This is a genomic window from Flavobacterium restrictum (genome assembly GCF_007097245.1).
In the GTDB taxonomy this organism is placed as follows: Bacteria; Bacteroidota; Bacteroidia; order Flavobacteriales; family Flavobacteriaceae; genus Flavobacterium; species Flavobacterium restrictum.
Map to the genome: position 1 here is coordinate 90,998 of NZ_VJZT01000010.1, position 23,922 is coordinate 114,919.

16 protein-coding genes are annotated in these 23,922 nt (G+C 36.3%); 10 read left to right on the top strand and 6 right to left on the bottom strand.

Features of this window, described 5'->3' with window-relative positions; translation table 11 throughout:
* Positions 1 to 18: 18 nt before the first annotated feature.
* The 7 genes from clpX to FNW21_RS10655 all read left to right on the top strand — a co-directional run bounded on the left by clpX (position 19) and on the right by FNW21_RS10655 (position 9,037).
* The gene (clpX, locus tag FNW21_RS10625; protein WP_144256723.1) at positions 19 to 1,251 is read left to right on the top strand and encodes an ATP-dependent Clp protease ATP-binding subunit ClpX; all 1,233 of its coding nucleotides are present in this window, start codon (positions 19 to 21) and stop codon (positions 1,249 to 1,251) included.
* 206 nt (positions 1,252 to 1,457) lie between these two features.
* Positions 1,458 to 2,693, top strand: coding sequence for a phosphoserine phosphatase SerB (gene serB / locus FNW21_RS10630; RefSeq protein WP_144256724.1), 1,236 nt, complete (start codon positions 1,458 to 1,460; stop codon positions 2,691 to 2,693).
* Between the two features lie 183 nt (positions 2,694 to 2,876).
* A complete protein-coding gene (locus FNW21_RS10635) occupies positions 2,877 to 4,751 on the top strand; it encodes a peptidase U32 family protein (RefSeq protein ID WP_144256725.1) in 1,875 nt (624 codons plus the stop codon).
* A 193-nt stretch (positions 4,752 to 4,944) separates the two neighbouring features.
* A complete protein-coding gene (locus tag FNW21_RS10640) occupies positions 4,945 to 6,207 on the top strand; it encodes a putative phage abortive infection protein (protein ID WP_144256726.1) in 1,263 nt (420 codons plus the stop codon).
* Between the two features lie 23 nt (positions 6,208 to 6,230).
* Positions 6,231 to 7,391: a formate-dependent phosphoribosylglycinamide formyltransferase gene (gene purT / locus FNW21_RS10645; protein ID WP_144256727.1), complete on the top strand. Its 1,161-nt coding sequence runs from the start codon at positions 6,231 to 6,233 to the stop codon at positions 7,389 to 7,391.
* Positions 7,392 to 7,491: 100 nt separating this feature from the next.
* Positions 7,492 to 8,166: a Crp/Fnr family transcriptional regulator gene (locus tag FNW21_RS10650; RefSeq protein WP_235889623.1), complete on the top strand. Its 675-nt coding sequence runs from the start codon at positions 7,492 to 7,494 to the stop codon at positions 8,164 to 8,166.
* A gap of 154 nt (positions 8,167 to 8,320) precedes the next feature.
* Complete coding sequence (locus FNW21_RS10655) at positions 8,321 to 9,037, top strand: pirin family protein (protein ID WP_144256729.1); 717 nt, start codon at positions 8,321 to 8,323, stop codon at positions 9,035 to 9,037.
* Between the two features lie 44 nt (positions 9,038 to 9,081).
* Here the strand turns inward: FNW21_RS10655 and FNW21_RS10660 are convergent, their stop codons facing one another.
* A complete protein-coding gene (locus FNW21_RS10660) occupies positions 9,082 to 9,654 on the bottom strand; it encodes a sugar O-acetyltransferase (RefSeq protein ID WP_144256730.1) in 573 nt (190 codons plus the stop codon).
* A gap of 302 nt (positions 9,655 to 9,956) precedes the next feature.
* Here FNW21_RS10660 and fabD point away from each other — a divergent pair, with 302 nt between their 5' ends.
* A complete protein-coding gene (fabD, locus tag FNW21_RS10665) occupies positions 9,957 to 10,829 on the top strand; it encodes an ACP S-malonyltransferase (RefSeq protein WP_144256731.1) in 873 nt (290 codons plus the stop codon).
* A 106-nt stretch (positions 10,830 to 10,935) separates the two neighbouring features.
* Here the strand turns inward: fabD and FNW21_RS10670 are convergent, their stop codons facing one another.
* Together FNW21_RS10670 and FNW21_RS10675 are read right to left on the bottom strand one after the other, a co-directional pair.
* Positions 10,936 to 13,176: a TonB-dependent receptor domain-containing protein gene (locus tag FNW21_RS10670; protein ID WP_144256732.1), complete on the bottom strand. Its 2,241-nt coding sequence runs from the start codon at positions 13,174 to 13,176 to the stop codon at positions 10,936 to 10,938.
* A 218-nt stretch (positions 13,177 to 13,394) separates the two neighbouring features.
* Positions 13,395 to 14,903, bottom strand: a complete 1,509-nt coding sequence (locus FNW21_RS10675) for a GH3 auxin-responsive promoter family protein (RefSeq protein WP_144256733.1) — start codon at positions 14,901 to 14,903, stop codon at positions 13,395 to 13,397.
* Between the two features lie 157 nt (positions 14,904 to 15,060).
* Here FNW21_RS10675 and FNW21_RS10680 point away from each other — a divergent pair, with 157 nt between their 5' ends.
* Positions 15,061 to 15,855, top strand: a complete 795-nt coding sequence (locus FNW21_RS10680; RefSeq protein WP_144256734.1) for a DUF2797 domain-containing protein — start codon at positions 15,061 to 15,063, stop codon at positions 15,853 to 15,855.
* Between the two features lie 62 nt (positions 15,856 to 15,917).
* Here the strand turns inward: FNW21_RS10680 and FNW21_RS10685 are convergent, their stop codons facing one another.
* Together FNW21_RS10685 and sppA are read right to left on the bottom strand one after the other, a co-directional pair.
* The gene (locus FNW21_RS10685; RefSeq protein WP_144256735.1) at positions 15,918 to 18,506 is read right to left on the bottom strand and encodes an AsmA-like C-terminal region-containing protein; all 2,589 of its coding nucleotides are present in this window, start codon (positions 18,504 to 18,506) and stop codon (positions 15,918 to 15,920) included.
* A 116-nt stretch (positions 18,507 to 18,622) separates the two neighbouring features.
* Positions 18,623 to 20,383, bottom strand: coding sequence for a signal peptide peptidase SppA (gene sppA / locus FNW21_RS10690; protein WP_144256736.1), 1,761 nt, complete (start codon positions 20,381 to 20,383; stop codon positions 18,623 to 18,625).
* 126 nt (positions 20,384 to 20,509) lie between these two features.
* On the opposite strand from sppA, the gene folK reads away from it, so the two are divergent.
* Complete coding sequence (gene folK, locus FNW21_RS10695) at positions 20,510 to 21,646, top strand: 2-amino-4-hydroxy-6-hydroxymethyldihydropteridine diphosphokinase (RefSeq protein ID WP_144256737.1); 1,137 nt, start codon at positions 20,510 to 20,512, stop codon at positions 21,644 to 21,646.
* Between the two features lie 4 nt (positions 21,647 to 21,650).
* Here the strand turns inward: folK and FNW21_RS10700 are convergent, their stop codons facing one another.
* Positions 21,651 to 23,906, bottom strand: coding sequence for a T9SS type B sorting domain-containing protein (locus FNW21_RS10700; RefSeq protein WP_144256738.1), 2,256 nt, complete (start codon positions 23,904 to 23,906; stop codon positions 21,651 to 21,653).
* Positions 23,907 to 23,922 lie beyond the last annotated feature (16 nt).

Here is a 23,922-nt window from a genome sequence, read left to right on the forward strand (position 1 = left end):
ACATTAGACACATTAAAAATGGCAAAACAAGTATTACAATGTTCTTTCTGCGGAAGGAAAAAACCAGAAACGAGTTTACTTATAGCAGGAATCGATGCTCACATTTGTGATAAATGTATCGAACAAGCCCACGGAATCGTTCTGGAAGAAATAAAATCACACGGAAACTCGAAACTAGTTGGGGATTTGATTTTGAAAAAACCCAAAGAGATTAGGGCATTCCTAGATCAATACGTTATAGGGCAAGACCAAACCAAAAAAGTAATGTCGGTGGCAGTTTACAACCACTACAAGCGTTTGATGCAACAGCAATTAGACGATGATGTGGAAATCGAAAAATCCAATATCATTATGGTAGGACAAACTGGAACTGGAAAAACATTAGTAGCCAAAACCATTGCCAAAATGCTGGACGTACCCTTGGCTATTGTGGATGCCACAGTTTTGACCGAAGCAGGTTATGTAGGCGAAGATGTCGAAAGTATTTTGACGCGGCTGCTGCAAGCTGCGGATTATGATGTAGCCAAAGCTGAAAGAGGAATTGTTTTTATTGACGAAATTGATAAAATTGCCCGCAAGAGCGATAATCCTTCTATTACTCGGGATGTTTCTGGCGAAGGTGTGCAACAGGCTTTATTGAAATTATTAGAAGGAACTGTGGTTAATGTACCGCCAAAAGGAGGTCGTAAGCATCCGGATCAAAAATTTGTTGAGGTCAATACCCAAAACATTTTGTTTATAGCAGGTGGTGCTTTTGATGGAATTGAGAGAATCATATCCAAACGTTTGAACCGCCAAGCAGTAGGGTATTCGACATCTAAAAATGTGGATAATATCGACAAAGACAATTTGTTGCAATACATTATCCCAAAAGATATCAAAGATTTTGGATTGATTCCGGAGATTATTGGACGTTTGCCAGTTTTGACACACATGGATCCTTTGGATAAGGAAACCTTGCGTGCGATTTTGACACAACCTAAAAATGCGTTAATCAAGCAATACCAAAAGTTGTTTTTGATGGATGAAGTCGCGTTTACCATTACCGATGAAGCTTTGGATTTTATTGTAGAAAAAGCATTGGAATACAAACTCGGAGCTCGTGGATTGCGCTCTTTGTGCGAAGCCATCCTAACCGATGCGATGTATGAATTGCCAAGTTCAGAGGATAAAACACTCGAAATAGACGTGGATTACGCCAAAGAAACCTTGAATAAAAATTTATTGAAACGTTTGGAAATTGCTTCGTAAGTAAATTTCAAGCGCAATAAAAAGCAAAATAAAGCTCAAAAACGGATGTTTTTGAGCTTTATTCGTTTAGGGTGTGAGCTTAAATTTTTGCGGATAAATTACACCTATTTTTCTGCATTTTCCTCTTCCCAAAAAAACAACCAATATCCTTTTTTATCTACATTAGATTGTCGATTTTTGCGCAACATAAATCAATTGGAATAAAAATGACATTAGAAGATAAAGAAATTATTTTATTAAAGGTTTCTGGTCAGGATAAGCCAGGAGTAACTGCTGGTTTAACCTCCATATTGGCCAATTACGATGCCGTTATTTTAGATATTGGTCAAGCCGATATTCACGATACGTTATCTTTGGGAATTTTATTCGAAATACAAGCCGGTTCCAGTTCGGCGCCCGTTTTAAAAGATTTATTGTTTAAAGCCTATGAGTTGGGAATCAAAGTTAAATTTATCCCCATCACAATTCCAGATTACGAAAGTTGGGTCAAAGGGCAACGCAAACAACGTTTTATAATCAATATTTTAGGTGAAAGGCTTACTGCAGCACAACTTTCCGCAGTGACTAAAATCATGTCTGACCAAAATCTGAATATCGATTCTATCATTCGGTTAACAGGTCGCGTTTCGGTGGTCGAGAAAGAGGAATATCCTCGTTCCTGCGTGCAATTATCGGTAACAGGAAATATTGTCGACAAAACGATACTGACGGCCAGTTTTATGGAAATTTCTAGCGCATTAGATGTGGATATTTCATTTCAAGAAGATAATATTTACCGAAGAAACCGTCGTTTGGTGTGTTTTGATATGGATTCTACTTTAATTCAAACCGAAGTTATTGATGAACTTGCCGAGTTGGCTGGAGTAGGAGCGCAAGTGCGAGCCATTACAGAATCGGCGATGAATGGCGAAATCGATTTTAGCGAAAGCTTCAAAAAACGAATGGCGTTGCTCGAAGGATTGAGTGAAGAGGTGCTGCACAACGTTGCGGTAAATTTACCCATTACCAAAGGCGCCCATCGCTTGATGAAAGCCTTGAAATACTACGGATATAAAACAGCAATACTATCAGGAGGATTCACTTATTTTGGGGAATATTTGCAAAAAGAATTGGGAATTGACTACGTTTATGCGAATCAATTGGAAATTAAAGACGGTAAATTAACAGGCAAATACCTTGGCGAAATCGTAGATGGTCAAAAGAAAGCCGAATACCTAAAAGCCATAGCCGAAAAAGAAGGCATTCACATCAACCAAACTATCGCGGTGGGCGATGGCGCTAATGACTTACCCATGCTGAATTTGGCGGGTTTAGGCATTGCTTTTCATGCCAAACCCAAAGTAAAGGAAAGTGCTTCGACCTCGATTTCTAGTTTGGGTCTTGATGGTATTTTGTATTTATTGGGCTATCATGACCGTCATATTGATATGACACAAGAGTAATTTTTTTAGCAAAAGGTACAGGTCTCCCAAAAAGCCAACGCTATTTGGACTTACTTTTCAAGTGGTATTTTATCCAAAAAAGCATAGTATAAATCCCAATTGTTTTGTTTTTTAGCAAAATTAGTGCAGCTTTTAAGTAAAAGGGAAAATAAAATAAAAACAGCAAAAATCAGCAGCAACCCGATGAAGAAAAAGATAGAAATACTCGCTCCAGCCAAAGATTTAATTCACGGAATGGCCGCTATCAACAGCGGTGCCGATGCCGTGTATATAGGAGCGCCACAATTTGGAGCCCGTTCCAATGCCACCAATTCGATTGAAGATGTGGCGAAATTGGTAGAATATGCACACTTGTTCAACGCACAGGTTTTTGTGGTTATCAACACCATTTTGTACGATAACGAACTCGAAACCTGCCGCCAAATGATTTATCAATTGTACGACATTGGTGTCGATGCCTTGATTGTGCAGGATATGGCGATTATGGAAATGGAATTGCCTCCTATCGTTTTGCACGCCAGCACACAAGCCAACAACCGCAATGCCGACAAAATCAAATTCCTGAAAGATGCCGGAATGAAACGTGTGGTTTTGGCACGCGAATTGAACCTGCATCAAATCAAACAAATCAGCGAAGCGAGCGATGTGGAATTGGAATTTTTCGTAACTGGTGCGCTTTGCGTATCGTTCAGCGGAAATTGCTATATGAGTGTTGCCAATGGCGAACGCTCTGCCAACCGCGGTTCGTGCGCCCAAAACTGTCGTTTGCCATACAATCTTATCGACGGAAATGGCGAGACTTTAATCAAAAACAGCCATTTGCTTTCCATCAAAGATTTTGACGTTTCAGATCAAATTCCAAATCTGGTTGAAGCGGGAGTGGTATCCTTTAAAATCGAAGGTCGCTTGAAAGATATTGTGTATGTAAAAAATAACGTGTCGTATTTGCGACAAAAACTGGATGCTTTTTTAGAAAACGACACCAGCGGGAAATACGAAAAAGCCTCTTCGGGAAAATGTACTTTTACGTTCGATTCGGCTTTGAACAAAAGTTTCAACCGTGGTTATACTGATTATTTTGTCAACGAAAGACACCAAGCGATTGGTTCTTGGGAAAGTCCAAAATCCAAAGGGCAATACATTGGTAAACTAATAAAAACCTCTGGAAACGCCTATGAAATTGAAAACGGCGAATTCCTAAACAATGGTGACGGATTGTGTTTCATCAACGAAAACAACGAAGCTGACGGAATTTATGTCAACAAAGTCGAAAACGGCTTGGCATATCCAAATGTATTGAAAGAAATCAAACCCGGAACCTTCATTTACCGAAATAACGACACGGCTTTCATCAAAATTGTAGAACGTGAAGACAGTGCCGTTCGGAAAATCAGCACGACTTTATTGCTGATCGAAACCAAAACTGGTTTTGAATTAATAGCCACCGACGAAGATGGCAATGCTAGCACCGTGAATTTGGTTCATCCAAAAGAGCAAACCAAAAACAACGAATCAATTGCAGAAAATTTCAAAATTAATTTGGCAAAAACAGGTTTCACGCCTTACACTGCCGATGAGATAACGATTATGTTTACCGAAAATTGGTTCCTTCCTATTTCTAAAATCAACGAAATGCGAAGAACTGCTTTCGAACAATTATCCGAAATTCGTTTGGACAATTACAAGCGCCACGAACACCAATTGGTTAAAACATCGCATCCGTATCCGGAAACCAAATTGGATTTTATGTACAATGTTTCCAATAAAATGGCGCGTAAATTTTACGAACGTCACGGTGTTACCGAAATCGAAAAAGCATTCGAATTGCAATGGGATCCCGGAAAATCTCGTGTAATGACCACTAAATATTGCATCAAATACGAATTGGAAAAATGTCCTATACATCAAAAAGATAAAATGGGAGAAAAACTAAAAGAACCATTAGTATTGAAGCAAGGCGAATTAGAATACAAACTCAAATTCAAATGCAAACCCTGCGAAATGGAAATTTGGGAGAAAGATGCCGAATTCGAAATCGAGGAAGACCACTTTCATTAAAAACTAAAACCGATGCTTTACTTCAAAAAGGCATCGGTTTTTTTATTAAATTTGGGCGTGACCACAAGGGTCGGGCTATACGCTATATCTTTTGTTCCGCTATCGCTTCACAAAAGGATGTCGCTTCTATCCCTCACGCAAAACACATTCAGTACAGACAACTCGCAAGTTTTGCGATAACTAAAAAAACGAAATGGAAGAAAATTACGGTGAAGAACATACACCATTAGAGAGAAGTGAATTTAATAAAAACTTTATGGTTTTTGGCGCTATTTCTTCTACTTTTTTTGGAATAGTAATACTCATCTACTACATATGTAAAGTTACACAATCACATTCTTTACCAAAAGAAGGTCAAATACTGAATCTTACAAATTTTGGTGCTTTTGGCGATTTTATTGGAGGATTTATAGGTACTTTATTTTCATTAGCAGGTATATTTTTTCTGTATCTAACTTTAAAAGAGCAAAGAGAAAATTTTAATAAAGAAAGACTTGAAAACAATTTTTTTGAAATGATAAAATTTCATAGAGAAAACGTTAATGAGCTACAATTTTCATACTATGAAAATAAAGAAACAAAAGTAACCGCAGAAAAACGAAAAGTTTTTAAAATTATTTATTCTCAATTTAAAGAATTATGGGAAGAATTAAATTCTGTTTTTAAAAATACCGAAATAGAAGGAATTTATAGCACCACATACTTAAATGAAGTAAAAGCAAAAAATATATTCAAAGATTACAAACAATTAGCACAAATTGATATAGTCTATTTAATAGTTTTTTTTGGGTTAGGGAAAGAAGATATTATAACAATCAAAACATTATTTAAAAATAAATATAAAGAACAATTTCTTGAAAACATCATCTTAATTGCAATTCTAAAGCCGAAAAGAGAATCAAAATATTGGAACCAATGGATAAGAATTAATGATATTAATGATTTCGGAATTAAATGTGAGATTATAAAATCTTTTTATGAGCAAAGGGATGACAATTTAAAATTGAATCCAATAAATGATTTATTCTTAAATCCTCAAGGAAAAACAGTTTTTTATAACGATTACTACGAAAAATATTATGGAGGACATCAATTTCGATTAGGACATTATTATAGAAATATATTTCAAAATATAAACTTCATAAATAATCAAATATATCTTACCTACGACGAAAAATACTCATACATAAAATTATTAAGAGTTCATTTTTCAAATTATGAGCAAATATTACTTTTTTTAAATAGTATTTCATCAATTGGAAGGAAATGGGAATTAGATAACTATGATGAAATCAACAAAGGATTGATTACCAAATATAATTTAGTAAAAAACATTCCTAATGAAAAAATTATTAATTGTATTCTTGCTAAAGACTACTATCCATTAATTAACTACGAAGTAAGCGAAATTAATCCCTTGCAACAAAGAAAAAAAATAATAAAAAAATACAAATAGGTATCGCACAACACACTAAAACAATGAAAATACTACTTCTCGGCTCCGGCGAATTAGGAAAAGAATTTACAATCGCAGCCCAACGCATCGGGCAAACCATAATTGCAGTAGACAATTATGAAAACGCACCTGCAATGCAAGTAGCTCAAGGTTTTGAAGTCATCAATATGCTAGATGGCGAGGCATTAGACCGCATTGTTGCCAAACACCAACCCGATTTTATCGTTCCCGAAATAGAAGCCATTCGCACCGAACGTTTTTATGATTACGAAAAACAAGGCATTACTGTAGTTCCATCTGCAAAAGCCGCCAACTTTACTATGAACCGTAAAGCCATTCGGGATTTGGTTGCCAAAGAACTCGGACTAAAAATAGCCAATTACCGTTACGCCACCACCGCCGAAGAATTAACAAAAGCTGTTGCAGAAGTTGGTATTCCCTGTGTAGTAAAACCTTTGATGTCTTCTTCAGGAAAAGGACAATCGACTATCAAAACTCCCGAAGACATTCTAAAAGCGTGGCATTATGCCGTTGAAGGTTCACGTGGCGATGTGATCGAAGTTATTGTAGAAGCATTTGTCAAATTCAATTCCGAAATTACTTTATTGACCGTTACTCAAAATAATAATCCTACTCTTTTCTGTGCACCAATTGGTCACCGTCAAGAACGTGGCGATTATCAAGAAAGCTGGCAACCCGCACTGATTTCCGACAAAGACTTATACGAAGCGCAGGATATGGCCGAAAAAGTAACCGAAGCCTTGGGTGGCGCAGGACTTTTTGGAGTCGAATTTTTCCTTGCCGATGATGGCGTTTATTTCTCTGAATTATCTCCAAGACCTCACGATACCGGAATGGTGACTTTGGCAGGAACACAAAACTTCAACGAATTCGAATTGCATTTGCGAGCGATATTGAGCTTGCCTATTTTCGAAATCACTCTAGAAAAAGTAGCTGCGAGTGCTGTTATTCTAGCCTCGGAAAACTCTACAAATCCAACATTCACGGGAATAGGAGAAATTGCTGCTTTACCCAAAACCGATTTCAGAATCTTCGGAAAACCAAGTTCGCGCCCCTATCGTCGCATGGGAGTCGCATTAGTCAACGACAGTCTCGGAACTCCTTTGGAGGAAGTTATCGAAAAAGCTAAAAATGCTGCTGCATTGGTACAAATCAATTATTAAAAAGATTTCACATGGATTATAAAGGCATGAATTCGATTTTACAATACTGATTTTCAATTCTGTTTATACTCCTGCAAGGTCTTTTTCAGACCTTGTAGGTATGTTATTTAAAACTAAAACACCTACAAGGTCTGAAAAAGACCTTGCAGGAAAACAAAATAACAATCGAATTCTCGTAATTTGTGGTCAAATAAAAACAATGCCTCAAATAATAGACAATCTCTCCAAGCATATTGCGCTGACTCCCCAAGAGCAGGAACTTTTTTTGTCTAAAACTGAAATCCGCCATTACAAAGCCAAAACCATTTTGCTCCATGCTGGCGAAGTGTGTAAAACTTCGTATTTTGTAAATTCGGGTGTTTTGCGGAGTTTTAACATCAATGACAATATAGTAGAACACGTTTTGAGTTTTGCGTGTAGTGGCTGGTGGATTGGGGATATGTACAGTTTGCTTTCGCAAAAGCCAGGAAACCTTTTTATACAAGTCCTAGAAGATGCCGAAATTGTTTTGTTATCTAAAGAAAATCAGGAAATCCTGTACCAAGAAATTCCCAAATTGGAACGCTTTTTTAGGATTTTGACCGAAAATTCGTTGGTAGCCCATCAGGAGCGTTTGATGGATAATTTGAGTCTTTCGGCGGAGGAACGGTTTGAGAAATTTTGCAAAAAAAATCCAGATTTAATCCAGAAAGTGTCTCAAAAACAAATTGCCTCCTATTTAGGAGTAACCCCCGAATTTTTCAGTAAAATGAAAAGTAAGCTTTTAAGGAAGTGATCAGTGGTTAGTATTAAGTAAACAGTCTCATGAAAACAGACAGTTTTGTCACTAAATTACTGAACACTGACCACTATTTTCTTAATCTACATTAAGTACCTTTTGCTTACTTCCATCGTAAATTTGTGTAACAATAATCACTAAAAATTTTATTATGGCAACTACAGTTTTACACAAAGCAGCTACAAGAGGACACGCAGATCACGGATGGTTAAACGCGTATCACAGTTTTAGTTTTGCCAGTTGGTACAATCCGGATAGAGTGCAGTTTGGGATGTTACGTGTTTTAAACGACGATACCGTTTCTGGCGGAATGGGTTTTGGCACGCATCCACACGACAATATGGAAATTATTACCATTCCCTTAGAGGGTGATTTGGCGCACAAAGACAGCATGGGAAATGAATCGACTATAAAAACAGGCGATGTGCAAGTAATGAGTGCTGGAACGGGAATTCAACACAGTGAGTTTAATCCAAATGCAGATCAACGTACTAAATTATTTCAGATTTGGTTGTTTCCAAAAGTGAGAAACGTAACCCCTCGTTATCAACAAATTACATTAGATACAGCAGAACAAAAAAATAATTTTGCTCAAATACTATCGCCAAATCCTGATGATGCTGGCGTTTGGATTCATCAAGATGCTTGGTTTTATTTAGCTGATTTTAGCGCTGGATTTACCAAACAATATGAATTGAAAAAAGGAGGAAACGGAATGTATGTTTTCGTGATTTCAGGAACAATTACCGTTGACGGTCAGGAATTAGAAACTCGTGATGGTCTGGGAATTACTGATTTTAAAACCTTGGATTTCAAAGCATCAACCGATGCGAAATTTTTATTAATGGAAATTCCAATGGCACAGTAATAACGAATATAGTTTAATATAAATCCTATTGAAACCCTAGAATTCTAGCTTTTCGATAGGATTTTCTCGTTTAATTTACGGATTACTCGAGCTGGATTTCCAACTGCCAAGGAGTTTTCGGGAATGTCTTTGGTCACCACTGATCCTGCACCAATTACGCAACCCGCACCAATAGTAACTCCCGGACAAATAACGGAATTTCCTCCTATCCAGCAATCATTGCCTATAGTTACGGGCTTGGAGAACTCAACCGTTCGTCTTTCTAGCGCATCAAGCGGATGTGTTGCTGTGTAAATATGCACACCAGGCGCAAAGAAAACATTATTTCCGATGGTTACTTTCATAGTATCGAGAACCACACAATTGACATTGAAATATACATTCTCTCCGGAATGAATGTTATACCCATAATCACAATGAAATGGCGGTTCTATGTACAAACGCTTGTGCGAATTGGGGAGTAATTCTCTTAAAATAGCACGTGATTTTCCGTTCATCAAATACTCGGTAACGTTGAGTTTGTGAAGCAATTTTTTGGCTTTGTTGCGTTCCTCGGCAAGTTGTTTGTCATTGGCAAAGTAAATTTCGCCCAAAAGCATTTTCTCTTTTTCAGTCATTTTTTACAATTTTTAAGGAGTTCAAACCGAGTAGTAAATGTATTAAAATAGTGGTACTTTTAAGTAACAATCATCGTATGATGACGTGTCTTAAAAATTAGACAAAATGGAGTAATGGATTGATTTTGAATTATTATTGACACTATTGCTTCTTTTGACTTTACGACATTAAAACTTTCGACTTACTTATAAGCAAAGAAAGTAAAGTTTAAAATAGCATTATCTCAAAAAATACTATTTTTGCATCCGGATTGAAATCCATTTTCAATCCTTTACAACCGTTCAATCTTTAAATTAAAAATATGAAAGCATACGTATTTCCGGGTCAAGGCGCACAATTTACAGGAATGGGAAAAGAGTTATACGAAAACTCCGCATTAGCAAGAGAGTTATTCGAAAAAGCAAATGAAATTTTAGGTTTTCGCATTACAGATATCATGTTCGAAGGCACTGCCGAAGAGTTGAAAGAAACCAAAGTGACCCAACCAGCGGTTTTCTTGCATTCGGTTATTTTGGCGAAAACGTTAGAAAATTTTCATCCTGAAATGGTAGCGGGACATTCCTTGGGTGAATTCTCGGCATTGGTTGCTAATGGTACTTTGTCATTTGAAGATGGATTACAATTGGTTTCAAAACGAGCTTTGGCGATGCAAAAAGCCTGCGAAATCAAACCTTCGACTATGGCGGCAGTTCTAGGATTAGCGGACAATATAGTAGAGGAAGTTTGTGCTTCTATAGACGGGATTGTAGTGGCTGCCAATTACAACTGTCCCGGACAATTAGTAATTTCAGGCGAAACAACCGCGGTAGAAAAAGCGTGCGAAGCCATGAAAGCTGCTGGTGCCAAACGGGCGTTGTTATTGCCTGTTGGCGGTGCCTTTCACTCCCCAATGATGGAACCTGCAAGAGAAGAACTAGCCGCAGCTATTGAGGCAACGTCATTCTCCACGCCTATTTGCCCCGTATACCAAAACGTGACAGCAAGCGCAGTTTCTGACCCAGCCGAAATCAAGAAAAACCTTATTACCCAATTGACAGCTCCTGTAAAATGGACGCAATCTGTGCAACAAATGATTGCCGATGGAGCCACTTTGTTTACCGAAGTAGGCCCAGGCAAAGTATTAGCAGGATTAATTGGGAAAATTAATAAAGAAGCGGTTACGGCGAATGCATAAAATTTCCTGATGTGAACCATGAGGTAAACTTTGATTCGTATTCCTAAAAACAAAAAGCCCTTCAATGACAAATTTGAAGGGCTTTTTGTGTTTACTAAAATAAACTTTATTTAATCATACCACCACCTTGTTTTACTTTTTCGGTAGAGATGTCGGTGTTTTCTTTTTCCAGTTTTAAGTTTCCAAAATTGTAGGTTAATGAAAATCGGAAGGTTCTTGAATCTTGTTTTTGATAAAATCGCGTATCCAAATTTTCGCCTGCAATCAAAGCGTTTACCTCGTTTTTGTTGAAAACATCAAAACAATGCAAGCCAATTTTCAATTTTTTGTTCATGAAATCTTTGTTGAACGAAATGTCAAATTCTTGTATTGGTTTTTCGATTTGGTAAATTTCCCAAGTCCCTTTTGGCAAAATAAAATACGAGATCGAGTTGGTAATATCCCACGGCAACATAATTTGTGCTTGTGCGCTATAATTAGTAATTGCTTTGTTCGTGTAGGGAAAGGTATAACCGTCAATACTCGATTTGACATAATTGACATTGATGAAAATATAATTCATTTTGTCAATGGTATTCATGCGTTTTTGGAATTCTTCTTTTCCTTTAAAAAAGTAATCTAACGGAATTGGAAACGACGCAAAGGCACTAAAAGTCTTGATTTTATCAAATTGTTGAAACGTTTGATTGCTGATTAATTCGCCCGGTTTGGCACTAAAAATAAACCGACTATCGTCCTTGGCAATGGTATAATTGGCACCTAATTGTACAAATTGAAATGCTGTAAGTTTTAGCTCAAAATTGTCGTAAAAAACAGGTTGCAAAGTCAAATTTCCGTTCGATGAATTGTATTGATTAAAATTTGAACTGTTGTTTGGGTCAATTGTATTGTAATTGGGTTGCGAGATTTTTTTGGAGTAGGAAGTACTCAAGTTTACTTGCGAAGTCAGTTCGTACAAGGCACTTATGTTGGGGAAAAAATTGGTATTTTTGTATTCAATTTTATCCGTAATGGTGCTGGCGTCCCGTTTTACATCAAAATCTTCAAAACGCAAACCTGCCGTAAAATTGAATTTTTTTATTTTTTTTCGGGCTTCGGCATAAAAAGCCAAGTTGGTTTCGTTGTAATTAAAATTAATAATTTGAGCATATTGGTTGGTGCCAAAAATAGCATTATTAGGACTGTTAATGTTATACTTTCCTAAATCATTCACTTGTATTGAATTGAATTTTCCGCCAGTATTAATCGAGAAATCTTTTTTCCCAAAAGGGATTGCAAAATCATATTTCAGGTAATAATTCGTCAATCCAAAATCGATATTTCCGTTGTTAAAGGAGTTGCCACTTGTGGTGTTGTACCCACTGGATTCGGTCAAAGGATTTTTGCCAAAGGTGTTCAAGAAAGCGGTTACATCCAGCGTTCTTCCTATGGTATCCAATTTGGTTTTGTATTGTAAACTAAATTCGTGGTTGTTGTTTTTGTTTTTGGTTGTTCCGTTGTCTTTGTAATCAATGCCTTCGCCCAGTGTGGTTGCGTTGTATACATTTCGGTCGTTGCCAAAATTGCCGTTGTAATTAAATAACACATTGGATTTGGTACTTACTTTATAATTTACTCCCACCCTAAAATACTGATTCCTATTGGTAGAAACGGAAAAGTTTTCTTGAAATAGGTTTTTTACTGGAGCAAATGCGGTAAAAGCTTGGCCGTTTCTAGACAAATTATCACTATCAATATAATTGAAACCTGCCATAGTTTGCCAGCTAAAATTCTTTTCCTTTCCGTTGAGTAAAATTTGCGGACTTGGTTTTTGGTATTTATTAAAATTATAGTTGATGTTAAAGCTAGCATTAATTCCCTTTAATCGTTTAGAACTCGTGATAATATTAATTACAGAGCCACTAGAATTAGCATCAAAGGAAGCACCAGGATTGTAAATTAATTCTACTTTCTCGATAGCATTTGCCGGAAGGCTAGATAAATAATTTTGTAAATCAGTGCCACTTAACGTACTCGGTGCACCATCTACATAAATTTTCACGCTTTTGCCATTTAGTGATAAACTGCCTGTAGGAGAAGTAATTACGCCAGGTAGTTTTTTTACAGCATCGAGACTGCTACCGCTATTGAGCATTCCGTTGTCCTTTACGCTAACGGTGGTTTTGTCTGATTCAACCTTTAAAAACTGCTTTTTGTTGCCGTAAACAGTAACTTCTTTTAGCGAATTTGCTTTTGGTTTTACAGTATCCAAGACGACTTTGGATGGGGTTTCAGGATTGTTTTTGGTTTCTTGTGCCAAGGTAAATACAGTGACAAGAAAAGTCAAAGGGATAAAATGTAATTTCATAAGTTGATTGATTTTGATTGATTACCTACAAGACTTTCAAAATCAAAAAATGTTACAACTACTGTTAAAAAAATTAAGAAATTTTAGTATAATGCCGTACAATAGTCGCTTGAACACAACGTTTTCCGTTACTTCCACCACAAATTCTCCCCGAGGTAGAACAAGAAGTGATCAGGATTAAAAGTAGGAGTAGGGATAGTTTTTTCAATTTGAATGAATTACATGTTTTTTAGTTGTTCTAGATAATCTCGTTGATTGGATAATCTCGGGATTTTATGTTGCCCGCCCAATTTATCTCGTTCTTTGAGCCAATCATAAAATAAATTTTCACGAGCGATATTTATTATCAAAGGGTTCAAAGTCATGTTATTGTGTCGTTTTGCTTCGTAATCCGAGTTTAAGGATTGTAGGGTCTCGTCGAGTACTTTATGAAAAAGGCCTATGTCGGCAGGTTTTTTCTTGAACTCAATCATCCATTCGTGGGCTCCTTTTTCCTTTTCTTTCATAAAAACTGGCGCAACGGTATAATCGACGACTTCGGTTTGGGTTATTTTGCAGGCTTTGGCAATGGCCTGATCGGTATTTTCAACCATTAATTCCTCACCAAATACGTTGATGTGGTGTTTCGTTCTTCCTGTAACTCGAATTCGATATGGATTTAAGGAGGTAAAACGCACTGTATCACCAATTAAATAGCGCCATAATCCAGAATTAGTGGTAATTACCAAAGCATAGTTTTTGAAAAGCACCACATCTGCCAGGCGAATGGTTTCTTGCTCTGGAGTGCCAAAAGTGTCCATGGGAATAAATTCATAGAAAATCCCGTAATCCAACATCAAAAGTAAATCACTGGAATTATTCAAATCCTGAATGGCAAAAAAACCTTCGGAAGCATTGTATATTTCGTAATATTTGAATTCTTTTTTGGGAAGTATTTTTTGGTACTGCTCTCGATAGGGTTCAAAATTTACGCCACCGTGAAAATAAACTTCCAAGTTGGGCCAGACTTCCAGCAAATTTCCTTTTCCAGTCTCTTCTAGAACTTTGTTCATCAAGACCAACATCCATGATGGAACGCCAGCAAAACTGGTTACATTTTCATTTTTGGTTTCGTTTATAATGGCTGCAATTTTGGTTTCCCAATTACTCATTAAGGAGGTTTTGCTACTTGGCGTACTACTAAATTCGGCCCAAATAGGCATATTTTCAATCAAAATAGCTGATAAATCCCCAAAAAAACTATTCTTGTCTTCGTAAATTTGGGAGCTTCCGCCTAACCGCAAACTTTTTCCTAAAAACATTTCAGAATCTTCGTTGTTGTTCAAATACATGCACAACAAATCTTTGCTGCCTTTGTAATGGCAATCGTCTAATGCTTCGTAACTTACGGGAATGAATTTGCTTTTGGCATTAGTTGTACCGCTGGATTTTGCAAACCATTTGATAGGCGTTTCCCAAAAAACATTTTGCTCGCCTTGCCTCGTACGTTCAATCATGGGTTGCAATTCTTCATACGTCGAAATGGGAATCCTTTTGGCAAAAGTGGCATAGGAATGTATCGATTCATAATCATATTGCTTTCCAACTACTGTGTTTTCCGAGGCTCGAATGAGATTCAGCAACAATTCTTCCTGAACTTCATTTGGGTATTTTATAAAAAGTTCAATTTGATGAATTCGCTGTTTAAGAACCCAAGAAGCAAAAGAATTTAGTATTGGTAAAGGCATTCAGATTTTAGATTTAGGAATTAGGATTTTAGATTTGTAAAACGAGGAACAAATACTAACTTTACATCGTTATCAAAAATAGTATTTTTTTTTAAAGTTATGGAAATTTCCAATTTCTATTTCCAATTTTAAAAAAATCTAAAATCTAAAATCAAAAATGACATACGAAGGTGTTTTGACAAAAATGCAAACCGAATTTGGAAATCCAATTCAATATTATTTGGTTTTTGAGCATAGTTTTTTGAATGTAAATCAGTTGCTTGACAAAGATATTGCGATTCATTTTATTGGGTATCAATGTTTGCATTGTGGTAAAAAAAAGAAAATATTTCGTCAAGGATTTTGTTACGATTGTTTTATGTCGAGTGCATCAGCAGGCGATTGGATTATGCGCCCTGAACTTTCAACAGCACATTTAGGGATTGAAGATCGTGACTTGGTCTATGAACAAAAAGTACAATTGCAACCGCATATTGTGTATTTGGCTTTGTCAAGCGAAGTAAAAGTGGGGGTAACTCGTGGCTCGCAAGTGCCAACTCGATGGATTGACCAAGGCGCAACGCAAGCGATTCCCGTTGTAGAAGTTCCCAACCGATATTTAGCAGGAATTACCGAAGTTGCCTTAAAAAAAGTGTATGCGGACAAAACCAATTGGCAAAAAATGCTTAAAAACGATGTCGCTCCAGCCGATTTATTTAAAGAAAAAGCTAGTTTGAAATTTTTAATTCCAAAAGAAGCCCAGGAATTTTACGACATGAATAGCAGTGCCATTACCCAAATGCACTTTCCTGTTCTTGAATATCCAAAAAAAGTCACGAGTTTAAATCTTGATAAAACGCCTGATTTTTCAGGAAAACTCAAAGGAATCAAAGGGCAATACTTGATTTTTGAGGATGGAACTGTTTTTAATGTACGCAGTTCCGAAGGATATGTGGTACAAATTGAAGTATAAAAAAAGAAAGCCTAAAAGAAAGGTATTGTTCTTTTAGGCTTTTTGATTAAAACAAGAGCAAGCTATGGCGTTTTAGGTTCTTCTGTTTTTTTCTTTTTCTTAAACAAACCATTAATCAAGTCGGTTGCTTTGGTTTTTATATCTTCTTTTTGAGCACCAGTTTTAGTAGTATCGCTTGATTTTGTATTTTTATTAATCAAATTTGTTAGTGCTGACGATCCTTTTTTTACCAATTTATCTTTTTGTTGATTGGCGACTTGCGTTGTCAAATGAGTAATAGCCGTTTTTATATCGGTTGTAATTTTTGGGTTAGTAAAACTTCCTGTAAGCAAGGCATTTATTGGAATATTATCCAGTTTTGCAGCGTCGGACGGGCTTAATTTAGCAAGTAAAGCATTTGCTTCTGCACCCAAATATTTTGCAGGAACATCAAATTTTAAACTATAATTCATACTTTGGTCAAAACCGTGTGTTCCTCCAATAGTCGCTTTAATATCTTGGTATTTGATATCAAAAGGTTTTACAGTAACTTTTCCGTCTTTGAACGAAAGTGCTGCTTTCACGTCATTTAAATTCAATTTTTTCAAGTCCAAAAACTTAATATTAGCTGTCAAAGCGGTTAATAAAGTCGAATTATTTGCATTTACTGTCGTTGAAAGTAGTTGCCCAAGCAAATCTCCTGTTATCGTTTTCAAGTCTGGTGTCATTGAATTGGCATCAAGGTTTCCGTTAAGTTTTATAGTCGAATTTAATTTTCCGTTGATGATTCCTGCAATTGGAGCAATGCTTTTAAGGATGTCCAGTTGTGTAAAAGATTGAGCGATGTCTACTTGACTCAAATTCAAATTCATATCAAAAATGGGTGTTTTCCCCTTTGTAGAAACGTCCCCATTTACACCAATTACTCCTCCAAAAATAGCTGTTTTCATGTTTTGTAATGTTGCTTTTTCGTCCTTTACAATTAGTTTTCCAGACACGTCTTTAAGTGTTAAATTATCATACAATACTGATTTGGCTTTGGCGGTAAGCGTACAATTTAAAAAAGCTGGGATTTTCATAGCTTCGGTTTTTTTGGTTACTGTAGTTGCTCCAGTTGTCATAAAATCAGCTACCGCAAGTTGATTTGAATTCATGTTGAAATTCCCTTTTAATTCTTGGTTTCGGAACATAAAACCATAAAAATTTTCTAAAACTCCTGTTACGCTTATGTCACTTTTTCCTGTCGTGGCATTAAATTGTTTTAGATTCACTTGACTTGGATTGAACTGCACCAAGGCGTTGCTTATCTGGATTATTTTTCCGTTTTCGTCCGCATAATTAAAGCCTGACAAGCTCATTGTTCCCGCATTATTGATGTTTTGATACTGGCTTTTTTCAACAGATTGCATGTCAAATTTCGTGGTTACATCAGCTTTTAAAATTCCTGACAAAGGCTTGTCTAATTTTATTGGATACGCTTTTGAAAGATTTCCTAAATTGATTGTCCCTTTCAAAGCGGCATCAACAAGTGCGTTTTGTGTAATGTTTCGGACATTGGCTTTGGCATTAAAAATATCTTGATCTATGGTAAAGGACAATTTATCAAGATTAACATAAGTATCGTTTAGAATTCCAGTTTCATTAATAATTTTGGTGTCAATTATAATATTTTTGACTGATTTTGGTAAATCTGGATATTGAAACGACGCATTATTTGATGCAATTGCGATGTTAAATTTAGGAACTGTTGTTGCAGAATACAGTCCTTTTGCAAAGCCAATAACGGTAAAATCTCCCGTTGTTTTTACATTGTCTAAATTCGAAGCATACGCTGCTGGAATCAGCCCAAGAAAATTTTTGAACGATGAGGTAGGTGTTTTAAATTTCAAGTCATAGTTCTGACCTGCATCGACCATTTGAATAAATCCGTCCAATTCTAATGGTAGTTGGTTGATGAGTGCTTTGTTTTGCTTGAACGTGTATTTGCTTTTTTCTAAATCTATGCCCAAAACTGCGTTTAATGTCAAGGGTACTTTGTTCATATAATTAACTTTTCCCATATTTAGTGAGATTTTAGCAGTCGATTTCGTATCTAAATCTAATATCGAATTGGTAAAATCGCCTGTTCCTTGATGGTTCAAACTATCGATAACCATTTTTATTTGAGAACTTTCGTCAAAATACTGAAACTTAAAATTTTCTATTTTATAATTCTGAATTTTAAGTGCCAAAGGCTTACTTTTCGCATCGTCTTTGGGGTTTTTCTCTTTCAAAGCGATATCATAATTCCCGATTCCGTCTTTGTTGAAAAGGATATTTATAAATCCATTTTTAGAAGTTATTCCTTGAATTTGCATGGCTTCGTCTTTGCCATTGAATAATTCTTTTATGGACATTTTTAGATTCAATTCGCCAAGCGAAACTAACGTATCTCCCTCAAAAGGTGCTTTGTTGATGATAAGTAGTTTGTTTAACGTAATGGTTGCATTTGGAAAATTCTTGAAAAGACTTAAATCTGCATCTGCAAATGATACTTTTGCATCTACTTTTTCGTTGATGGCACTAGCAATTTTGGATTTGATTTCGTCCTTAAAAAAATACGGAATTGCAAACAAAGCTACTGTGAAGAGTACGATTAGTATTCCTACTACTTTTAAAATTTTCTTGAACATAATTGTTTAATTTTGGATTATCATTAAAACAAAAACGATGCCTTTTTATGGGAAATAGTAATAAAAAAGTCCGTTTAAGAATTTCTCGAACGGACTTTTTCGTTTTTATATTACATTTAATTGATGTCAATTTCAAACGGCATCAAGGCTTGAACTCCTGTTCGAGATTGAAATTGTTTTACTTGTTGCATTAATTTATAATTTTCGTTACCAATTTCTTCTTTTATAAAGTTTTCTTTTGATTGTGCGAAAGGGAAGTTTGCTAGAAGGTCGTTGAAGTTTTTCTCGTATTCAGGATAATTTTGAGTCGAATACGTTTTAATTTTGGCAAGAGCCGCCGCTTGGCTAATGGCATCATTCAAACCTCCAATTTTGTCAACTAAACCTATTTTCAATGCTTCGGCACCAGTCCAAACTCGCCCTTGAGCGATTGCATCTACTTGTGCAAAAGTCATTTTTCGCCCTTGGGCAACATGGGTCACGAATATTTTGTAAATCTGTTCGACACCTGCAAGAGTAACGGCTTTAAACTTTTCGTCCAAGGGTACAAACGGACTGTAATTAGGAGCGTTTTCGTGTGTTCGTATTTGCTCGGTATTGATTCCGTAGCGGTTTGCGGCAGTGGCAAAATTAGGTAAAATTCCAAAAACGCCTATCGAACCAGTTATAGTATTTTCTTCGGCAAAAATGGTATTGGCATTACAAGCAATGTAATACCCGCCCGAAGCTGCATAATTTCCCATAGAAACTACTACAGGTTTTACTTTTTTGGTCAGTTCTATTTCTCTCCAAATCAAATCAGAGGTCAACGCATTCCCGCCTGGACTGTCAATACGCAATACAATGGCTTTTACATCCTTGTTTTTTCTAGCTTCCTGCAACGAACGTCGCATAGAACCTTCGCCAATAACGGTTACGTCGCCTTCGCCACTTTGTATTTCGCCTTGGGCGTAAATAACGGCAATTTGGTTGCTCGTATCCGTATCCGTGCCCGTAGTTATTGTATTTTGGGTATAATCCGAAATTGAAATGCTATTGTAGTCCTCGTCGCTAGCTACTTTTAAGGCGTTCCTGATGGCGTCATGATAAACATCTTCATAGGCGACAACATCGACTAGTTTTTGCGCTTTTGCCATTTCGGGTGTGCGTGCCAAAAGTCCATTTGCAATTTCGTTTAGCTTGGTTACGGGAATATTACGGCTTTTTGAAATATCAGTAACAACACTGCTCCAAACCGAGTTTAATAATGCCGTGGTTTGTTCTCTATTGGCATCGCTCATTTTATTTTCTAGAAAAGGTTCAACGGCACTTTTATATTTTCCGTGGCGAATGACTTCCATTTTTAAACCAGATTTATCTTGAAAATCTTTAAAAAACATCACTTCGGTAGACAGTCCTTTGAAATCTAATTCGCCCACAGGATTGAGATAAATGGTATTGGCAACCGAGTTCAAATAATATTCTTTTTGCGAATAGGCATTGGCATAGGCCATGACAAATTTTCCGGATTTCTTGAAACTTTCTAGTGCATTTCGCAATTCTTTGCTTTGCGCCATTCCCAATTCGGAGTTGTTGTTGAGAATCGAAATGCCTTTGATAGCATCGTCTGATTGTGCTATTTCGATGGCGTTTATAACATCAGTAACACCAATTTTTTTGTTTTTAGAAAAAACATCCATCCAAGGATCTTTGTATTTTCCCGCATAATCATTGGTAATATCACTTAAATTAAGCTCGATTACCGAATTGTTTTTTACTTCAACACCTTCGGATTCGCCCCCAAAAATAGCTCCGATGAGTACGATTCCGAAAAAGAATAACATAAAAAACACAAAAATACCAATAATCGTGGCCAGCACATTTCCTAAAAATCTCATATTATTTTTTTTAAATAAGTCGCAAAAACACTTGTTGTGTTACAATTATGGTGATAGAATTAATTATCAACACCTGCTACAAATATACTGTAATTCTAAAATTGTTTTACTTAATTTGTGCTTAATATGAAAGCACAGCATCAAGTCGTTTTATCGTTAGGCAGTAATCAAGGAGATCGATTCAGGAATATCGAGACTTGCTTACAGATTATTCATCAAGAAATAGGGACAATAATCAAGGTTTCCAAGTTGTACGAAACGCCGTCTTGGGGTTTTGAAAGTGATGCGTTTTACAATTGTGCTTTGCTGTTGCACACCTTTAGTTCGGCGACCAAAGTCTTGAGTCAGGTATTGAAAATAGAGAAAAAACTAGGGCGTATTCGATCAGGAATAACAGGCTATGAAGCACGAGTAATTGATATTGATTTGATTGCTTTTGATGATGAAATTATAGCGACCCAAACACTTCAAATTCCGCATCCGTCGATGCAAAATCGAAATTTTGTTTTGTTGCCTTTTCAAGATTTGAATTTAGATTGGAAACATCCCATTTTAAAAAAATCTATTGCTGATTTACTGGCTATTTCTCCTGATGAAAGTCGCTGTGTTGCCATTCGGGATTTAGAAAATCCTTTGGACGCTATTCCGTTACAAAAATTCAATTACATATCTTTTGAAGGGAATATTGGCGCTGGAAAAACTACTTTGACTACCAGAATTGCTCAAGATTTTAATGCCAAAACGGTTTTGGAACGGTTTGCTGACAATCCTTTTTTGCCCAAGTTTTATAAGGATCAAAACCGGTTTGCTTTCCCACTGGAAATGTCTTTTCTAGCAGATCGGTACCAGCAAGTATCGGATGATTTGGCACAATTTGATTTGTTTACAGATTTTATTGTAGCTGATTATCATATTTTTAAATCGCTGATTTTTGCCAAGATTACCTTGGCGGAAGACGAGTTTCGCTTGTATCGCACCTTGTTTGATATTATTTACAAAGAAATGCCTAAACCAGATTTGTATGTGTATTTATATCAAAACACCGCCCGTTTGTTGCAAAATATAAAACGCCGCGGTAGAAGTTACGAGCAAACGATCACCGAAGAATATTTAGATAAAATAAATACGGGCTATCTCGATTATATTAAATCCCAAACCGATTTGAATGTTTTGATTATAGATGTTTCAGATCTTGATTTTGTAAAAAAACAGGAAGATTATACTTTTATTTTAAATGAAATTCAACAAAAATTAATTGGATAAACACTTATCTTTTTAGAGTAAAATGACCTCTTTTTTCTGGACTATTTGGGTCAAGCTTTAGAACATACCAATAATCGTCAGCAGGTAAAGGAGCACCATTTAGTGTCCCGTTCCAAGAAGGATTTGTTGCATTTAAAGTAGTGATGAATTTTCCGTAACGGTCAAAAATTGTAATTTGGGCTTCTGGATAGTTTTCGATTCCTTTAATTTTCCAGACATCATTGAAATTGTCATTATTTGGGGTGAAATACTTTGGTGCCAGTACAATAATAAAAGTTTCAGTATCGATACTGCAGGAATTTATTTCTCGCACATAGGCTGTTTGCAATCCGCTGGGTACATTTGTGAATTCATTTGATGCTTGATAATGAATGTTGTCAATTGAATATTCGAAAAACGGTTGTTTGTTTTTCAAGAGAATAGTTATGGTATTGTCTTCAATGTTTATTTGTTTTATTTCAGGCGCAGGATGTTCTATTACATTAATGGTCTCGGTGATGGTGCAGCTTGCTGGATCTGGTCTTGTAATGGATACAGTATAAATTCCGGGCGCAGTAACAGTTATGGTTTTGGTTGTTTCCGCAGTAGACCAAAGGTATTTTTCGCCACTCAACTTGGTTTCAATGGTGAGAGGATTTGGTGTGCAAATGACAACTTCTTGATTTTCTGTAGGAGGTAAATCGTATACAATTACGTCAATAGGTATTTTAACTCCGTTGCTGCAGTATTGATTTACGGCTTCTATATAAAAAGTGGTGTTTGCGGTAACATATCTTGTCACAGTAGTTCCAACTGATATTAGACTACTTCCTAGTGGATCTTCATACCAATATATGGTTCCTTCAGTAGTTTTGGCTTCCATTGTAATGGTACCTGAGCCACATAATTTGAATGTTGACTTTGTTGGAATTAGAACAGGAACATTATATATTGTAGCTATAATAGGGGTTCTTAAAGATGTTTTTTCGCAACCAGAATATTTTGTTTCCACGTAATACGTCTGCGTTTTTGTTATATTGGGAGTTGTAAAAATGTTTCCAGTTGCTATGGCGGTACCTCCAGTTTCATTTTCATACCAATTAACAATTCCTAAATTAGTACTTGCTTGTAGGGTAACGCTTCCTGTTCCACATCTAGAATCTGGAGTTGTTTGTGTAATTTGAGGAATGCGCATCGAGGTGCTAGTTGCGATATCTATTTTTGGGTCATTGGGCATGCCGCCATATTCGATCATATAGCCTTTTTGTTGGTTTAATCCGCTAGGAGAGCCGTTGTAACTCAAATCATTCCAAGACCCTTTTTCGCCAGTTCCCAGTTCGCAAATGTGTGCAAAATTTTCGCTAAATCCAAACAAGTCTGTATCGTTATTTGGTTCGTAAATAGGTATTCCTTCATACCATCTAGGGCTACTTCTATTCCAAAAGGCGTATCCTGGATAATTCCCAATATATCTCGGATTCGATATTAGAACACCAGGTGCTGGAGTCGTTTGTCGATTGTCAAAAAAAACGGTGCCCTTTTCTGGGCCACTCATCCATTTCCATTGTCCTTCAACCTCTAAATCAGAACCACCAATCCAACCTGCTCCATCAATTTGTCCGCCCACTAATTGTTGTTCGTCTGTAGATGTTATAGTTGTTAAATATCCTTTTAATCCAAAATACGTTTTGGTTTCAGCATTTTTTAGTGCACCATCCCAAAGGATATCTTTAGCGTCTACAAATTCATAAAAATGTTTGTTGGTTGGGAAATAACTAGCTTTGTCTATACTTATAGAAAAAGAACGATTGCCTGTTGGTTTTAGCGATGAATTGATGTATACTACGTCTTTAATTGCTTTTATAAAGTCAGAATATGCTACTAATGCTCCTGGATTTGGACTCGTTAAGGTTAAACGTCCTGAATTAGAATCCCACTTTGAAACTATTGATGGATGATTTCCAGTAAGCGATAAAAGATCATATTGTTCGTTATATCCTATGGAAATTTGAATAAAAATGGTATCTGTACTAGTATTATCGGGGTCAGTAATAGTGAAATCAGTAACAATAGGCAGGCTCGTTTGTGGACAATATATTTGATCTCCAGTAGCTTTTAAAATTGCTAAAGCATTGGTCATTTTTTTTTGAAATGAAAGCGATGAAATACTTACTATCGAATCAGACGTGGCTTTGATTTGTTCCTTAAAATTTTGCGCAGAACTAGTATAAGCAAGAGCTAGAAATGATATGAAAATACAGCTGCGTTTTAAAAATTTCATGTTTTAAATCGTTTTC

Coding starts and splice junctions, on each gene's coding strand:
- clpX (WP_144256723.1), top strand. CDS start 19: ATGGCAAAACAAGTATTACAATGTTCTTTCTGCGGAAGGAAAAAACCA.
- serB (WP_144256724.1), top strand. CDS start 1,458: ATGACATTAGAAGATAAAGAAATTATTTTATTAAAGGTTTCTGGTCAG.
- FNW21_RS10635 (WP_144256725.1), top strand. CDS start 2,877: ATGAAGAAAAAGATAGAAATACTCGCTCCAGCCAAAGATTTAATTCAC.
- FNW21_RS10640 (WP_144256726.1), top strand. CDS start 4,945: ATGGAAGAAAATTACGGTGAAGAACATACACCATTAGAGAGAAGTGAA.
- purT (WP_144256727.1), top strand. CDS start 6,231: ATGAAAATACTACTTCTCGGCTCCGGCGAATTAGGAAAAGAATTTACA.
- FNW21_RS10650 (WP_235889623.1), top strand. CDS start 7,492: ATGTTATTTAAAACTAAAACACCTACAAGGTCTGAAAAAGACCTTGCA.
- FNW21_RS10655 (WP_144256729.1), top strand. CDS start 8,321: ATGGCAACTACAGTTTTACACAAAGCAGCTACAAGAGGACACGCAGAT.
- FNW21_RS10660 (WP_144256730.1), bottom strand. CDS start 9,654: ATGACTGAAAAAGAGAAAATGCTTTTGGGCGAAATTTACTTTGCCAAT.
- fabD (WP_144256731.1), top strand. CDS start 9,957: ATGAAAGCATACGTATTTCCGGGTCAAGGCGCACAATTTACAGGAATG.
- FNW21_RS10670 (WP_144256732.1), bottom strand. CDS start 13,176: ATGAAATTACATTTTATCCCTTTGACTTTTCTTGTCACTGTATTTACC.
- FNW21_RS10675 (WP_144256733.1), bottom strand. CDS start 14,903: ATGCCTTTACCAATACTAAATTCTTTTGCTTCTTGGGTTCTTAAACAG.
- FNW21_RS10680 (WP_144256734.1), top strand. CDS start 15,061: ATGACATACGAAGGTGTTTTGACAAAAATGCAAACCGAATTTGGAAAT.
- FNW21_RS10685 (WP_144256735.1), bottom strand. CDS start 18,506: ATGTTCAAGAAAATTTTAAAAGTAGTAGGAATACTAATCGTACTCTTC.
- sppA (WP_144256736.1), bottom strand. CDS start 20,383: ATGAGATTTTTAGGAAATGTGCTGGCCACGATTATTGGTATTTTTGTG.
- folK (WP_144256737.1), top strand. CDS start 20,510: ATGAAAGCACAGCATCAAGTCGTTTTATCGTTAGGCAGTAATCAAGGA.
- FNW21_RS10700 (WP_144256738.1), bottom strand. CDS start 23,906: ATGAAATTTTTAAAACGCAGCTGTATTTTCATATCATTTCTAGCTCTT.